The organism is Cyclobacterium sp. 10D3-21, from assembly GCF_055809755.1.
The window spans coordinates 6,227,672-6,240,239 of record NZ_CM147924.1; the positions used below are offsets into that span (position 1 = coordinate 6,227,672).

Annotated in this window: 24 protein-coding genes; all 24 read right to left on the reverse strand. The window is 38.7% G+C overall.

Going from position 1 to position 12,568, the window contains the following annotated elements:
• Window positions 1-47 precede the first annotated feature (47 nt).
• The 24 genes from rpmD to AC0L7T_RS24290 all read right to left on the reverse strand — a co-directional run bounded on the left by rpmD (window position 48) and on the right by AC0L7T_RS24290 (window position 12,505).
• Complete coding sequence (rpmD, locus tag AC0L7T_RS24175; RefSeq protein WP_473339016.1) at window positions 48-227, reverse strand: 50S ribosomal protein L30; 180 nt, start codon at window positions 225-227, stop codon at window positions 48-50.
• A 3-nt stretch (window positions 228-230) separates the two neighbouring features.
• Window positions 231-749: a 30S ribosomal protein S5 gene (gene rpsE / locus AC0L7T_RS24180; protein ID WP_020888632.1), complete on the reverse strand. Its 519-nt coding sequence runs from the start codon at window positions 747-749 to the stop codon at window positions 231-233.
• A gap of 5 nt (window positions 750-754) precedes the next feature.
• Window positions 755-1,105 (reverse strand): 50S ribosomal protein L18, encoded by a 351-nt coding sequence (gene rplR, locus AC0L7T_RS24185; protein WP_473339018.1) that lies wholly within the window; start codon window positions 1,103-1,105, stop codon window positions 755-757.
• 7 nt (window positions 1,106-1,112) lie between these two features.
• Window positions 1,113-1,670, reverse strand: coding sequence for a 50S ribosomal protein L6 (gene rplF / locus AC0L7T_RS24190; protein WP_473339020.1), 558 nt, complete (start codon window positions 1,668-1,670; stop codon window positions 1,113-1,115).
• Between the two features lie 9 nt (window positions 1,671-1,679).
• Window positions 1,680-2,075: a 30S ribosomal protein S8 gene (rpsH, locus tag AC0L7T_RS24195; RefSeq protein ID WP_473339021.1), complete on the reverse strand. Its 396-nt coding sequence runs from the start codon at window positions 2,073-2,075 to the stop codon at window positions 1,680-1,682.
• An 83-nt stretch (window positions 2,076-2,158) separates the two neighbouring features.
• Window positions 2,159-2,428, reverse strand: coding sequence for a 30S ribosomal protein S14 (gene rpsN / locus AC0L7T_RS24200; RefSeq protein ID WP_473339022.1), 270 nt, complete (start codon window positions 2,426-2,428; stop codon window positions 2,159-2,161).
• A gap of 2 nt (window positions 2,429-2,430) precedes the next feature.
• Window positions 2,431-2,991, reverse strand: coding sequence for a 50S ribosomal protein L5 (gene rplE, locus AC0L7T_RS24205; RefSeq protein ID WP_473339024.1), 561 nt, complete (start codon window positions 2,989-2,991; stop codon window positions 2,431-2,433).
• A complete protein-coding gene (gene rplX, locus AC0L7T_RS24210; protein WP_473339025.1) occupies window positions 2,984-3,328 on the reverse strand; it encodes a 50S ribosomal protein L24 in 345 nt (114 codons plus the stop codon). Before rplX ends, rplE begins: the two co-directional genes overlap by 8 nt.
• Window positions 3,329-3,330: 2 nt before the next feature.
• Window positions 3,331-3,699 (reverse strand): 50S ribosomal protein L14, encoded by a 369-nt coding sequence (gene rplN, locus AC0L7T_RS24215; RefSeq protein ID WP_020888639.1) that lies wholly within the window; start codon window positions 3,697-3,699, stop codon window positions 3,331-3,333.
• A 3-nt stretch (window positions 3,700-3,702) separates the two neighbouring features.
• Window positions 3,703-3,966, reverse strand: a complete 264-nt coding sequence (gene rpsQ / locus AC0L7T_RS24220; RefSeq protein ID WP_020888640.1) for a 30S ribosomal protein S17 — start codon at window positions 3,964-3,966, stop codon at window positions 3,703-3,705.
• Between the two features lie 9 nt (window positions 3,967-3,975).
• A complete protein-coding gene (gene rpmC / locus AC0L7T_RS24225; RefSeq protein ID WP_473339028.1) occupies window positions 3,976-4,170 on the reverse strand; it encodes a 50S ribosomal protein L29 in 195 nt (64 codons plus the stop codon).
• A 4-nt stretch (window positions 4,171-4,174) separates the two neighbouring features.
• Window positions 4,175-4,597 (reverse strand): 50S ribosomal protein L16, encoded by a 423-nt coding sequence (gene rplP, locus AC0L7T_RS24230; RefSeq protein WP_040415373.1) that lies wholly within the window; start codon window positions 4,595-4,597, stop codon window positions 4,175-4,177.
• A gap of 20 nt (window positions 4,598-4,617) precedes the next feature.
• On the reverse strand, window positions 4,618-5,355 hold the full coding sequence (gene rpsC / locus AC0L7T_RS24235; protein WP_020888642.1) for a 30S ribosomal protein S3: 738 nt from the start codon (window positions 5,353-5,355) through the stop codon (window positions 4,618-4,620).
• 3 nt (window positions 5,356-5,358) lie between these two features.
• Window positions 5,359-5,748, reverse strand: a complete 390-nt coding sequence (gene rplV, locus AC0L7T_RS24240; protein ID WP_020888643.1) for a 50S ribosomal protein L22 — start codon at window positions 5,746-5,748, stop codon at window positions 5,359-5,361.
• A 2-nt stretch (window positions 5,749-5,750) separates the two neighbouring features.
• Window positions 5,751-6,029: a 30S ribosomal protein S19 gene (gene rpsS, locus AC0L7T_RS24245; protein WP_014020625.1), complete on the reverse strand. Its 279-nt coding sequence runs from the start codon at window positions 6,027-6,029 to the stop codon at window positions 5,751-5,753.
• A gap of 2 nt (window positions 6,030-6,031) precedes the next feature.
• Window positions 6,032-6,856, reverse strand: coding sequence for a 50S ribosomal protein L2 (rplB, locus tag AC0L7T_RS24250; RefSeq protein ID WP_473339031.1), 825 nt, complete (start codon window positions 6,854-6,856; stop codon window positions 6,032-6,034).
• Between the two features lie 13 nt (window positions 6,857-6,869).
• Window positions 6,870-7,157 (reverse strand): 50S ribosomal protein L23, encoded by a 288-nt coding sequence (gene rplW / locus AC0L7T_RS24255; protein WP_020888646.1) that lies wholly within the window; start codon window positions 7,155-7,157, stop codon window positions 6,870-6,872.
• A gap of 4 nt (window positions 7,158-7,161) precedes the next feature.
• Entirely contained in the window at window positions 7,162-7,791 is a 630-nt protein-coding gene (rplD, locus tag AC0L7T_RS24260) for a 50S ribosomal protein L4 (RefSeq protein WP_020888647.1), read from the reverse strand.
• A gap of 4 nt (window positions 7,792-7,795) precedes the next feature.
• A complete protein-coding gene (rplC, locus tag AC0L7T_RS24265) occupies window positions 7,796-8,428 on the reverse strand; it encodes a 50S ribosomal protein L3 (RefSeq protein WP_040415383.1) in 633 nt (210 codons plus the stop codon).
• Window positions 8,429-8,675: 247 nt separating this feature from the next.
• Window positions 8,676-8,981 (reverse strand): 30S ribosomal protein S10, encoded by a 306-nt coding sequence (rpsJ, locus tag AC0L7T_RS24270; RefSeq protein WP_473339032.1) that lies wholly within the window; start codon window positions 8,979-8,981, stop codon window positions 8,676-8,678.
• Between the two features lie 11 nt (window positions 8,982-8,992).
• Window positions 8,993-11,140 (reverse strand): elongation factor G, encoded by a 2,148-nt coding sequence (gene fusA, locus AC0L7T_RS24275; protein ID WP_473339033.1) that lies wholly within the window; start codon window positions 11,138-11,140, stop codon window positions 8,993-8,995.
• A 6-nt stretch (window positions 11,141-11,146) separates the two neighbouring features.
• Window positions 11,147-11,614, reverse strand: a complete 468-nt coding sequence (gene rpsG / locus AC0L7T_RS24280) for a 30S ribosomal protein S7 (RefSeq protein WP_473339034.1) — start codon at window positions 11,612-11,614, stop codon at window positions 11,147-11,149.
• A gap of 22 nt (window positions 11,615-11,636) precedes the next feature.
• Window positions 11,637-12,020 carry a 30S ribosomal protein S12 gene (gene rpsL, locus AC0L7T_RS24285; RefSeq protein ID WP_009053171.1) on the reverse strand — a complete coding sequence of 128 codons (384 nt, stop codon included), beginning with the start codon at window positions 12,018-12,020 and terminating at the stop codon, window positions 11,637-11,639.
• Window positions 12,021-12,175: 155 nt separating this feature from the next.
• Window positions 12,176-12,505 (reverse strand): DUF3467 domain-containing protein, encoded by a 330-nt coding sequence (locus AC0L7T_RS24290; RefSeq protein WP_473339037.1) that lies wholly within the window; start codon window positions 12,503-12,505, stop codon window positions 12,176-12,178.
• Between the last annotated feature and the right edge of the window lie 63 nt (window positions 12,506-12,568).

Here is a 12,568-nt window from a genome sequence, read left to right on the forward strand (position 1 = left end):
GATTTTCGATTGGTTTAAATAATGAATAACGATTAGGTCATTCAATATTAAACTTCCTGTACCTTAACTAGATGGCCTACTTTTTTGATCATACCTTGTAACTGTGGAGTATCTTCTTTCTCCACCGTTCTGTTGATCTTACCTAGTCCCAAAGCTGAAATTGTAGCTTTTTGAGATTTGGGTCTATTAATTATACTCCTTATCTGAGTGATTTTTATCTTTGCCATTTCTTAACCGTTAAAAACTTTAGCAATTTTAATCCTTCTCTGTTGAGAAACAGCAATAGCATCTCTCAATTTCAAAAGGGCTTCAATAGTCGCTTTAACCACGTTATGTGGATTAGAAGAACCTTTCGATTTAGCAAGAATATCAGTATATCCAGCGCTTTCTAATACTGCACGCATAGAACCTCCGGCCAACACTCCAGTACCAGGCGCAGCAGGCTTAATTAAAACCAAACCTCCACCATATTTACCTAATTGCTCATGAGGTATGGTGCCTTTATACAAAGGAACTTTAATCAAATTTTTCTTAGCATCTTCTATACCTTTGGTTATGGCATCCGTTACCTCATTGGCTTTACCTAAGCCATAACCAACTACTCCGTTACCGTCACCAACCACAACAATTGCTGAAAAGGAGAATCTACGTCCACCCTTTACAACCTTTGCTACACGGTTAATGGCAACAACTTTTTCGGTTAATTCTGTATCTGTAGCCCTGATGGGTCTTTTACTTACTTGGGACATAGTTATTAAAATTTAAGGCCTCCTTCTCTGGCACCTTCTGCCAAAGCTTTTACATTACCATGATAAAGATATCCACTTCTGTCAAAAACAACATCATTCAAGCCATTGGCAACCGCTTTTTCAGCTAATTTTTTACCAACTTCTTTAGAAACAGATACATTTACATTTTTAATAGCACCCAATTCCTTGGATGAGGCTGCTGCAAGTGTTTGACCTTTTAAATCGTCAATCAATTGTGCGTATATTCCTGTATTACTTTTGAATACAGAAAGTCTTGGCCTGGCATCAGTACCTGAAATCTTCCTTCGGATACCTCTTTTAATTCTCAGTCTTCTAGTTTTTTTCTTGAAAGCCATCTTCTAATTATTTTTTAGCGGCAGTTTTACCAGCTTTACGTCTAATAACTTCTCCTACAAACTTAATACCTTTGCCTTTGAAAGGTTCAACTTTACGTAGGGATCTTATTTTAGCAGCTACCTGACCTATTAATTCTTTGTCGATACTATCTAAAGTAACCAATGGGTTTTTACCTTTAGGAGTTTCTGTTTTGATAGCAACTTCCTGAGGGATCATCAAAAAGATATTGTGTGAATACCCCAGAGAAAGTTCAAGAACTTGACCTTGATTAGTGGCTTTATAACCCACACCTACCAGTTCTAATTCTTTTTTATAACCTTCCGTTACGCCTATCACCATGTTGTTTATCAAAGAGCGATAAAGCCCATGAAGTGATTTGTGACGTTTTGAATCTGTTGGCCTCGTAATTTCAAGGTTACCATCTTCATTCTTTACTGTAAAATCAGGATGAACATCCTGACTCAGTGTACCTTTGGGACCTTTAACAGTTATCTGATTGTGCTCAGTAACGTCTACAGTCACACCCGCAGGTAGATTTATCGGTTTTTTACCTATTCTAGACATATCAATTTATTAGTAAACGTAACAAAGTACTTCGCCACCCACACCTTCTACGCGGGCTTCTTTGTCAGTCATTACACCTTTAGACGTAGAAAGAATTGCAATTCCCAAACCATTAATGACTCTAGGAAGAGAATCTTTGTCTACGTATTTTCTTAAACCTGGCTTACTTACTCTTGTAAGGTTTACAATAGAATTAACTTTTGTTTGAGGATTGTACTTCAGGGCTATTTTAATAGTTCCCTGAGGTCCTTCCTCAACAAATTTATAATTCTGGATGTACCCTTTCTCAAGAAGAACTTTGGTAAGTTCTTTTTTAATGTTAGAAGCAGGTATTTCTACTATCCGGTGAGTTGCCTTTATGGCATTCCTCAACCTGGTTAGATAATCAGCTATTGGATCAGTCATATTTGTATTAGTCTAACTGCAAAACCCTAATGGGCCTGCAAAGTTACACAATGAAATTAAGAATAAAAACTATTATATAATTTTTACCAGCTAGACTTGGTTACACCCGGTATTTTACCTGCTGAAGCCATTTCTCTAAAAGTCACCCTATTGATGCCAAATTTTCTCATATATCCTTTCGGACGGCCGGTAAGTTTACAACGGTTATGAAGTCTTACTGGAGAAGCATTTTTAGGAAGCTTATCCAATCCCTCGTAATCACCTGCAGCTTTAAGCTCAGCACGTTTGCTAGCATACTTAGCTACCATGCGCTCTCTTTTTCTTTCGCGGGCTTTAATCGATTCTCTTGCCATAACTATTCTTCTTTATTATTATTTACGAAAGGCATTCCTAGTGACTTCAATAAAGCAAGTGCTTCTTCGTCAGTTTTCGCGCTAGTCACCAAAGTGATGTCCATACCCGAGATTCTATTGACCTTATCGAGACTAATTTCAGGGAAAATAATTTGTTCTGTTACACCCAAAGTATAATTACCTCGGCCATCAAATCCTTTATCAGAGATACCTTTAAAGTCTCTCACCCTTGGTAAAGCAATGCTTACCAAACGATCTAAGAATTCAAACATTTTGTGACCTCTAAGAGTAACTTTGGCGCCAATAGGCATGCCATCTCTTAATTTAAAGTTTGAGATAGAATTCTTAGCTTTAGTAGCTACAGCTCTCTGACCAGTGATCAATGTAAGTTCTTCAACTCCTTGATCAACTAGTTTTTTATCTGCCACAGCAGCACCAATACCTTTGTTTAAAACAATCTTGGTCAACGTAGGCACTTGCATCACACTCTGGAATTGAAATTTATCTTTCAATTCAGACTTGATTTCCTTGTCGAATTTTTCTTTTAATCTAGGTTTAGCCATTGATCACCTCCCCGGTTATCTTAGAGTATCTTACTAATTTTCCGTCCTCATTCTTTTTCCTACCTACTCTAGTAGCATCACCTGTTTTAGGGTCTACTAGTTTAAGGTTACTAATATGAATGGGCGCCTCTTTCTTTTCAATACCACCTTGAGGAGAGTTAGTAGTAGGTTTTATATGTTTGGTTACCATATTCAAACCTTCAACTATTGCCCTTCTTTTGGCACGGTCAACAGAAAGGATCTTACCTTTTTTGCTTTTATCATCTCCTGAGATTACCAATACGGTATCTCCAGTCTTGATATGCAATTTTGGTTGTTTATTAAATTTTCTTTCCATGATTACAATACTTCAGGGGCTAACGATACAATTTTCATAAACTGTTTTTCCCTAAGTTCCCTGGCTACTGGGCCAAAAATACGGGTTCCCCTCGGTTCGTCATTGTTGTTTAAAAGTACAGCTGCATTATCTTCAAATCGGATATACGAACCATCTTTTCTTCGGACTTCTTTTTTAGTCCTTACTATTACCGCTCTAGACACGGTACCTTTTTTCATATTACTGGATGATAGGGCTGATTTAACAGTGACCACAACCTTGTCTCCAATAGAGGCATACCTTCTTTTGGTACCTCCCAAAACACGGATTACAAGTACTTCTTTCGCACCTGAATTATCCGCTACACTTAATCTGGATTCTTGCTGTATCATGAGTTATAATGCCCTTTCTATTATTTCAACCAATCTCCAACGTTTGCTCTTACTCAGCGGACGCGTTTCACTGATTTTAACCAAGTCTCCTTGCTTACAATCATTGTTTTCGTCATGAGCCATGAATCTGGTCGTTTTACCAACAAATTTACCGTATATAGGGTGCTTTACTCTACGCTCTATTGCCACGGTTATGGATTTATCCATTTTGTTGCTAACTACCTTGCCTATTCTTTCTTTACGAAGGTTTCTATCTGTAGTAGCCATTTTTGTTTCTTATTTAGCTAGTTGTTTGGCTCGTAAGAATGTATTCAACCTTGCTACCAAACGCCTTGATTCTCTTATTCTATTAGGATTCTCTATCGGGGAAATTGCATGAGCAAAACGTAATTTTGTCAAGTTTTCCCTTTCCGCTTCAACGCGGGACTGTATTTCGCTCTCTGTTAGAGCATTGATTTCAGAATTTTTCATCAGCTTATGATCCAACGTAATCTCTACGTACGATAAATTTTGTACTTACAGGAAGCTTTTGTTGTGCTAATCTAAGGGCTTCTTGCGCAACTTCCTCAGAAACACCAGTAGCTTCAAAAAGGATTGTTCCTGGTCTGATAACTGCTACCCAGTATTCAGGAGCTCCCTTACCTTTACCCATCCTTACCTCAGCAGGTTTTTTAGTGATCGGTTTATCTGGAAATATTCGGATCCAAACTTGTCCTTCCCTTTTCATTGCTCTTGTCATAGCAATACGGGCAGCTTCTATTTGTCTCGAAGTGATCCATCCAGGCTCCAGGGATTTGATTCCAAAATTACCAAAGGCCAAAGTATGACCTCTTTGGGCAATTCCTTTGATCCTCCCTTTATGCATTTTTCTAAATTTCGTTCTTCTTGGCTGTAACATGATTGCTCAGTTAAGGATTTTTAGTTGTTTCTTTTTCTTCTCTTAGGTCCGCCTTCTCTTCTTCTTCTGTTACCAGCAGGCGCGTTTCCTTTGGAATCATTGCTTAGCCCAGCGTTAGGAGAAAGATCTCTTTTACCGTAAACTTCACCTTTGAAAATCCAAACTTTGATACCTATTTTACCATAAACTGTCTGTGCTTCAGAAAGCGCATAGTCCACGTCTGCACGAATTGTGTGCAATGGAATTCTACCTTCTTTATACATTTCAGATCTAGCCATTTCAGCACCACCTAATCTACCGGAAAGTTTTACTTTAATCCCTTCAGCGCCTACTCTCATAGTAGCTGCAATGGATTGTTTCATAGCTCTCCTAAAAGAAATCCTGGCTTCCAATTGCTGTGCAATAGATTCACCAACCAACTTTGCATCTAATTCAGGACGTTTGATTTCAAATATGTTAATTTGAATGTCCTTATCTGTAATTTTCTTAAGTTCTTCTTTTAGCTTGTCCACCTCAGAACCACCTTTTCCAATTACTACACCAGGTCGGGCAGTTTGAATAGTAAGGGTAATCCTTTTAAGAGTCCTTTCAATAATCACTTTAGAAATACCACCTTTGGGTATCCTGGCAAAGACGTACTTTCTGATATTCTGGTCTTCATAAAGCTTATCAGCGAAATCGCGTCCTCCATACCAGTTAGAGTCCCACCCCTTAATGATACCAAGCCTTAAACCAATTGGGTTAACTTTTTGTCCCATATTTTAGTTTACTTTTTCATTTGATTCAACAATATCAGCGGTAACTTCTCCGGCTACGGAGTCTACTACTAGCGTTACATGATTTGATCTTTTACGGATTCTATGTGCTCTTCCCTGAGGTGCAGGTCGAAGCCTCTTCAACATCCTTCCTCCATCTACAGAGATGGTCTTGATATACAATTCGGCATCTTCAAGCTTTTCATCAGGGTTTTTCGCCTGCCAGTTGGCAATTGCGGATAAAACCAGTTTTTCAAGTCTGATAGATCCATGATTAGGCGTAAATTTCAAGATGCTTAATGCCTGACCAACTTTCTTTCCCCTTACCAGATCCGCAACCAGACGCATCTTTCTCGGAGAGGTAGGAACATTATTTAATTTTGCTATAGCTTCCATGATTATCTCTTTCCTTTATCTTTTTTGGCAATGTGTCCACGGAAATTCCTGGTAGGTGCAAATTCACCTAACTTATGTCCAACCATATTGTCGGTCACAAAAACAGGAATAAATTTGTTTCCATTATGCACTGCAAAGGTCAGTCCAACAAAATCTGGAGAAATCATTGATCTCCTGGACCAAGTTTTGATCACAGATTTTTTCCCAGATTCGTTCATAACATCCACCTTCTTTAACAAGTGGTGCTCTATATATGGGCCTTTTTTTAACGAACGTGCCATGTTTACTTAGTTCTTCTGCTAATGATAAATTTATTGGAGTACTTTTTGGGCGAACGAGTCTTTTTACCCTTGGCCAATAAGCCAGTTCTCGAACGTGGATGACCACCTGAAGAACGGCCTTCACCACCACCCATTGGGTGATCTACAGGGTTCATAGCAACACCTCTTGTACGAGGTCTTCTTCCAAGCCATCTTTTACGACCAGCTTTTCCAAGTACTACGTTCATATGGTCTCCATTAGAAACAGTACCAATCGTAGCCTTACATGTACCCAAAACAATTCTCATTTCACCAGATGGCAATTTGAGCGTCACATATTTTCCTTCTCTAGCCAAAAGTTGAGCGTATCCGCCAGCACTTCTTGCCATTGCTCCACCTTTGCCAGGCTTCAATTCAATGTTGTGAATAATTGTACCCAAAGGAATTTTACTCAAATACAAAGTATTGCCAACTTCAGGACTTGCTCCTTCTCCAGAAACAACTGTTTGACCTACTTCTAATCCTTCAGGTGCAATCATATAAGCTTTAGTACCATCCACATAAAACAACAAAGCTATTCTTGCCGTCCTGTTTGGATCGTATTCTATAGTCTTAACAACTGCAGGAACGCCTTCTTTATTTCTTTTGAAATCGACGATCCTAAGTCTCTTTTTATGTCCGCCACCTAGATATCTGGTGGTCATTTTACCGCTATGATTCCTACCACCGCTTCTCTTCAAAGGAGCCAAAAGGCTCTTTTCCGGCTTAGCGGTAGTAACTTCATCAAATGAAGGTGCCACCCTAAAACGGGTACCAGGAGTTACAGGTTTTAATTTTTTAACTGCCATTGCTCTGATTCAATTAAATTTCTCCGTAAAAATCAATGATTTCACCTTCTGCTACCTGTACCATTGCCTTCTTAAAGGTGTTGGTATATCCAGAAACAATTTTAGCTTTGGTGTACCTCGTCTTTTTCTTTGCAGCATAGCGCATGGTGCGTACTTCAACCACTTTGACACCGTACATTTTTTCTACGGCATCTTTTATTTGAGGCTTTTTTGCAGTTCTTTCAACTACAAAACCATACACCCCACGTTCGTTCATGGCTGAGATCTTTTCTGTAATTAAAGGTCTTTTTAATATATCCATGATTTTACTTCGATAAAAGGGTTTCTAACTTACTTACTGCACCTTCACAAAGAACGAGACTGTCCGCATCAAGAACTTCGTAAGTATTCAACTCACTGAAAATTCTAACTTTAGTCTTAGGTACGTTCCTAGATGACAAATAAACATTTGGATTGTTTTCACCAACCACTAGAAGTGTCTTTTTATCTGATAAAGATAATTTGGACAACAGATTGATAAAATCTTTGGTCTTAGGTGCATCAAAAACCAAATCTTCTAAAATCACTAAACCATTTTCTTTGGCTTTGTAACTTAACGCAGACTTTCTGGCAACCTGCTTCAATTTCTTGTTCAATTTAAAAGAGTAATCTCTAGGCCTTGGCCCGAATACTCTTCCTCCTCCTCTAAATATTGGAGATTTGATAGACCCTGCTCGAGCACTACCGGTACCTTTTTGCTTTTTAATCTTTCTGGTAGATCCGGAAATTTCCGCTCTTTCTTTAGATTTATGCGTACCCTGTCTTCTATTCGCCAAATACTGTTTTACATCCAGATAAATCGCGTGATCATTGGGCTCCATAGAAAATATATCTTCCGAGAGCGTGATCTTCCTTCCGGTTTCTTCACCGGTTTGTTTTAATATCGCTAATTCCATCTTATTACTTCTCTAGAATCACAAAAGAATTTTTGGCTCCCGGTATTGAACCACTAACTAATAGTAGGTTTTTTTCAGGATATATTTTAAGCACTTTTAAATTTAGTACTTTGACCCTGTTACCACCGGTTCTTCCAGCCATTCTCATGCCTTTAAAAACCCTTGAGGGCCAAGAGCAAGCGCCGATAGAACCTGGATGACGTAGTCTGTTGTGCTGGCCGTGAGTGGCACCGCCAACTCCTGCAAACCCATGACGCTTTACAACACCCTGGAAACCTTTCCCTTTGGAAGTTCCTATGGCATCAATAAAATCACCTTCAACAAAGATCTTGTCAGATACCACAGTTTTACCCATGTCAACCTGACCTTCGAATTCCACTCTGAAATCCCTAAATTCAACAACTTTCTGTTTTGGAGTTGTCCCAGCCTTTTTAAAATGGCCAATTAATGGTTTAGGCGTATTTTTTTCTTTACGCTCACCATAAGACAACTGTACAGCGTTGTACCCGTCTGATTCTACATTTTTTACTTGCGTAACTACACAAGGACCAGCTTCTACTAACGTGCATGCGACATTTCGTCCATCGGCACTAAAAATACTAGTCATTCCGATTTTTTTACCTATTATTCCAGACATCTTTGGATATATGATATACATTAATTCACAAGTGTATACACACCTGTCCCCTTTAAAGGATTGCAAAGTTAGTAATTTAATTTCAGGTAACAAACTGCAACATGAATATTTTCAAACAATTAGCTTAGAAAACATTCACAAGCAGAGTAAAATTTTACATTTCCCTAAAAGCAAAGCAATAAATTTGCTCAAAAAAAAACCTATACCAGAATTGGCATAGGTTTTTATCAAATTTTATAAGTGAAGATCACACTTTAATTTCCACATCCACTCCACTTGGAAGTTCGATTTTCATCAAAGCATCTACAGTTTTAGAACTATTAGAGTAGATATCTACCAATCTCTTGTACGTACAAAGCTGAAATTGCTCTCTGGCCTTTTTATTTACGTGTGGAGATTTCAAAACAGTAAATTTCTCTTTTTTAGTAGGAAGAGGAATTGGACCTACAACCACTGCTCCTGTAGATTTTACAGCTTTCACGATTTTCTCTGATGACTTGTCCACCAGCATATGATCGTAAGACTTTAGTTTTATTCTGATTTTTTGATTCATGTTCGATTATTTTAAGCCTTCTCTCCTTTTACTTTAGCAATGATAGCCTCAGCAATGTTATTAGGAACAGGGTCATAATGTGAGAAAGTAAGTGAAGCAGACGCCCTTCCTGATGTAATGGTTCTCAAATCTGTAACATAGCCAAACAACTCTGACAATGGTACGGAGGACTTGATAACAGAAGCAACACCTTTTGTATCCATCCCTTTCATCAAACCTCTTCTACGGTTCAAGTCACCTGTTACGGGCCCTGTGTATTCTTCAGGCGTAACTACTTCCACAGCCATGATCGGCTCCAATAATTGAGGCTTACATTTTTTGGCTGCTTCCCTAAAACCAAGTCTTGCTGCCATTTCAAATGACAATGCATCTGAATCCACATCGTGGAAAGATCCATGGTACAATCTCACTTTCATGGATTCAATAGGATACCCTGCCAATGGGCCGTTCTTCATAGACTCCGCAAAGCCTTTTTGAACTGAAGGAATAAATTCTCTTGGAATTACACCCCCTACAATACCATTTACAAAATCCAATCCTGCCTTGATCTCATTGGTTTCAGGATCTGGGTCTTTTGGTCCAATTTCGAACACAATGTCTGCAAATTTACCCTTACCACCTGTTTGCTTCTTGTACACTTCCTTGTGTTCAATGCTAGCAAAAAGCGCTTCTTTATAAGCTACCTGAGGTGCACCTTGAGTAATCTCAACCTTAAACTCACGCTTAAGCCTGTCGATGATAATTTCAAGGTGAAGTTCACCCATACCTCTCAAGATAACCTGACCAGTTTCATGATCCGTGTTAACGTGTAGTGTAGGATCTTCCTCAACCAACTTAGAAATGGCCATACCTAACTTATCGACATCAGCTTGAGTCTTAGGCTCAATTGCATATCCAATAACTGGTTCAGGGAAAGTCATTTCTTCTAGAATAACCTTGTGTTTTTCATCACAAAGTGTATCCCCTGTTTTAATATCTTTAAAACCAACACCAGCACATATGTCTCCAGCTTCTACCCTATCAATTGGGTTTTGCTTGTTGGAATGCATCTGAAGTAGTCTTGAGATTCTTTCTTTTTTATTTGTTCTGGTATTGAACACATAAGATCCAGAATTCAAGTTTCCTGAATATACACGCATAAATGCCAATCGACCTACAAATGGATCGGTAGCAATTTTAAATGCCAATGCCGCAAATGGTTCATCACTATCAGGATGTCTCAATACTGGTTCTTCAGTATCAGGATCAGTACCCTTTACTGGAGGCAAATCAAGAGGTGAAGGCAAGTATGCCATTACAGCATCCAATAAGGCTTGAACTCCTTTGTTTTTGAAAGCAGAGCCACAAAGTACAGGAGAAAAGTCCATGTTAATAACTGCCTTTCTAATCGCAGTCATGATCTCTTCCTTGGTAATGGAATTTTCATCCTCAAAGAATTTAATCATCAAATCCTCATCATAAGAAGCTACTTGCTCAATTAGACTTTGTCTGTATTCAGCAACGATCTCTTTAAGGTCTTCAGGAATATCAATGACTTTATAAGTCATACCTTGATCCTCTTCATTCCATACAATGGCCTGATTGGTGATAAGGTCAACAACTCCTTTGAATGTGTCTTCAGCTCCTATTGGAATTTGAAGAGGAACAGGGTTAGCACCTAATTTCTCTTTTATTTCAATAATAGCATTGAAAAAATCAGCTCCTGCACGATCCATTTTGTTTACAAAGCAGATTCTTGGAACGTGGTATTTATCAGCTTGTCTCCAAACTGTTTCGGACTGAGGCTCTACACCTGACACAGCACAAAACAAAGCTACTGCACCATCCAATACACGTAGGGATCTTTCTACCTCTACGGTAAAATCCACGTGACCTGGGGTATCGATCAAGTTGACATGATACTCTTTAGTGTTTTCTAAAGGTTGTCCCTGATTTGTTGGGTATTTCCACTTGGTAGTTGTAGCAGCTGAAGTGATGGTAATCCCTCTCTCCTGCTCTTGCTCCATCCAATCCATAGTAGCTGCTCCATCATGTACTTCACCGATTTTATGAGACAAACCAGTGTAATACAAAATACGCTCGGAAGTTGTTGTTTTTCCGGCGTCAATGTGAGCCATGATACCTATGTTTCTTAAATATTTTAAGTCTTTCTTAGCCATTACTTATTAAAATCTAAAATGCGAGAATGCTTTATTGGCTTCCGCCATCCTATGCGTATCGTCTTTCTTCTTCACAGCCGCTCCTTCTCCTTTAGAAGCTGAGATAATCTCTCCAGCCAGTCGATCCATCATGGTTTTTTCACCTCTTTTTCTAGCAAAAGTAATCATCCACTTAATACCTAAGGAAATTTTTCGGTCAGGCCTCACTTCCAAAGGTACCTGGAAAGTTGCACCCCCAACTCTACGACTCTTAACCTCTACGGCAGGAGTGATAGTGTTAAGCGCTTTTTTCCAAACCTCAAGACCATTCTCACCTACTTTTTCTTCTACTTTGCCAATGGCATCATAGAATATTCTGTAAGCAATACTTTTCTTACCGTCTACCATAAGACAATTGACAAACCTGGTGACCAAAGTGTCATTGAATTTGGGGTCAGGAAGAATATACCTCTTTTTTGGTTTTGCTTTTCTCATTTTATTCTGTTATTAAATTATATTATTTTTTAGCGGCCTTAGGTCGCTTAGCCCCATATTTAGAACGGCCCTGCTTACGGTCTTTTACACCTGCAGTATCCAATGCTCCACGGATAATATGGTATCTAACTCCTGGTAAATCTTTAACCCTTCCACCACGGATCAACACAATTGAGTGCTCTTGAAGGTTGTGGCCTTCTCCCGGAATGTAAGCGTTGACTTCTTTACCATTGGTCAATCTAACCCTGGCCACTTTTCTCATGGCAGAATTAGGCTTCTTTGGTGTAGTAGTGTACACACGGGTACACACACCTCTCCTTTGAGGACATGCATCCAAAGCCCTTGACTTGGATTTGCTCTCAAGAGTGGTTCTACCTTTTCTAACTAACTGTTGTATAGTAGGCATTAATAGATAAATTAATTAATCTGCTTTAAACTTATAAAATTCGGATTGCAAAGGTAAACAAATCAATAAAACAAACAAAATTAAGGAGTTATAATTTGTATACGTCCAATAAACTATCGTCAGGTTAAATTGGATTTTTACGTTACTCCTGATTTTTATGCTTCTCCTAATGTTCCCCCAAAATTCAATGGGAATTGAGGTGCATCCTTTCCTCCTTGGATTTTCCCAAATGCTTTTTCGTACTTTTCAATGTTGTCTTTCAAAGCTTGCAAAAGACGCAAAGCATGATCTGGCGTCATTATTATCCGTGATTTAACCTTTGCCTTAGGTATTCCAGGCATCAAACGGATAAAATCTACGACAAATTCTGAATTCGAATGAGCGATCATCGCTAAATTGGAATAGATCCCCTCAGCTATCTCATCCGTTAGCTCCACATTTATTTGCTGCTTTTGCTGCTCTGCTGTTTTTTTATCATCTTCCATATTGAATGTCAAATAGGATAAAAAAAGGTCTGCTCCAAAAAGCAGACCTTTTGTATTTAGGAA

Coding starts and splice junctions, on each gene's coding strand:
- rpmD (WP_473339016.1), bottom strand. CDS start 227: ATGGCAAAGATAAAAATCACTCAGATAAGGAGTATAATTAATAGACCC.
- rpsE (WP_020888632.1), bottom strand. CDS start 749: ATGTCCCAAGTAAGTAAAAGACCCATCAGGGCTACAGATACAGAATTA.
- rplR (WP_473339018.1), bottom strand. CDS start 1,105: ATGGCTTTCAAGAAAAAAACTAGAAGACTGAGAATTAAAAGAGGTATC.
- rplF (WP_473339020.1), bottom strand. CDS start 1,670: ATGTCTAGAATAGGTAAAAAACCGATAAATCTACCTGCGGGTGTGACT.
- rpsH (WP_473339021.1), bottom strand. CDS start 2,075: ATGACTGATCCAATAGCTGATTATCTAACCAGGTTGAGGAATGCCATA.
- rpsN (WP_473339022.1), bottom strand. CDS start 2,428: ATGGCAAGAGAATCGATTAAAGCCCGCGAAAGAAAAAGAGAGCGCATG.
- rplE (WP_473339024.1), bottom strand. CDS start 2,991: ATGGCTAAACCTAGATTAAAAGAAAAATTCGACAAGGAAATCAAGTCT.
- rplX (WP_473339025.1), bottom strand. CDS start 3,328: ATGGAAAGAAAATTTAATAAACAACCAAAATTGCATATCAAGACTGGA.
- rplN (WP_020888639.1), bottom strand. CDS start 3,699: ATGATACAGCAAGAATCCAGATTAAGTGTAGCGGATAATTCAGGTGCG.
- rpsQ (WP_020888640.1), bottom strand. CDS start 3,966: ATGGCTACTACAGATAGAAACCTTCGTAAAGAAAGAATAGGCAAGGTA.
- rpmC (WP_473339028.1), bottom strand. CDS start 4,170: ATGAAAAATTCTGAAATCAATGCTCTAACAGAGAGCGAAATACAGTCC.
- rplP (WP_040415373.1), bottom strand. CDS start 4,597: ATGTTACAGCCAAGAAGAACGAAATTTAGAAAAATGCATAAAGGGAGG.
- rpsC (WP_020888642.1), bottom strand. CDS start 5,355: ATGGGACAAAAAGTTAACCCAATTGGTTTAAGGCTTGGTATCATTAAG.
- rplV (WP_020888643.1), bottom strand. CDS start 5,748: ATGGAAGCTATAGCAAAATTAAATAATGTTCCTACCTCTCCGAGAAAG.
- rpsS (WP_014020625.1), bottom strand. CDS start 6,029: ATGGCACGTTCGTTAAAAAAAGGCCCATATATAGAGCACCACTTGTTA.
- rplB (WP_473339031.1), bottom strand. CDS start 6,856: ATGGCAGTTAAAAAATTAAAACCTGTAACTCCTGGTACCCGTTTTAGG.
- rplW (WP_020888646.1), bottom strand. CDS start 7,157: ATGGATATATTAAAAAGACCTTTAATTACAGAAAAGATCTCAGCCATG.
- rplD (WP_020888647.1), bottom strand. CDS start 7,791: ATGGAATTAGCGATATTAAAACAAACCGGTGAAGAAACCGGAAGGAAG.
- rplC (WP_040415383.1), bottom strand. CDS start 8,428: ATGTCTGGAATAATAGGTAAAAAAATCGGAATGACTAGTATTTTTAGT.
- rpsJ (WP_473339032.1), bottom strand. CDS start 8,981: ATGAATCAAAAAATCAGAATAAAACTAAAGTCTTACGATCATATGCTG.
- fusA (WP_473339033.1), bottom strand. CDS start 11,140: ATGGCTAAGAAAGACTTAAAATATTTAAGAAACATAGGTATCATGGCT.
- rpsG (WP_473339034.1), bottom strand. CDS start 11,614: ATGAGAAAAGCAAAACCAAAAAAGAGGTATATTCTTCCTGACCCCAAA.
- rpsL (WP_009053171.1), bottom strand. CDS start 12,020: ATGCCTACTATACAACAGTTAGTTAGAAAAGGTAGAACCACTCTTGAG.
- AC0L7T_RS24290 (WP_473339037.1), bottom strand. CDS start 12,505: ATGGAAGATGATAAAAAAACAGCAGAGCAGCAAAAGCAGCAAATAAAT.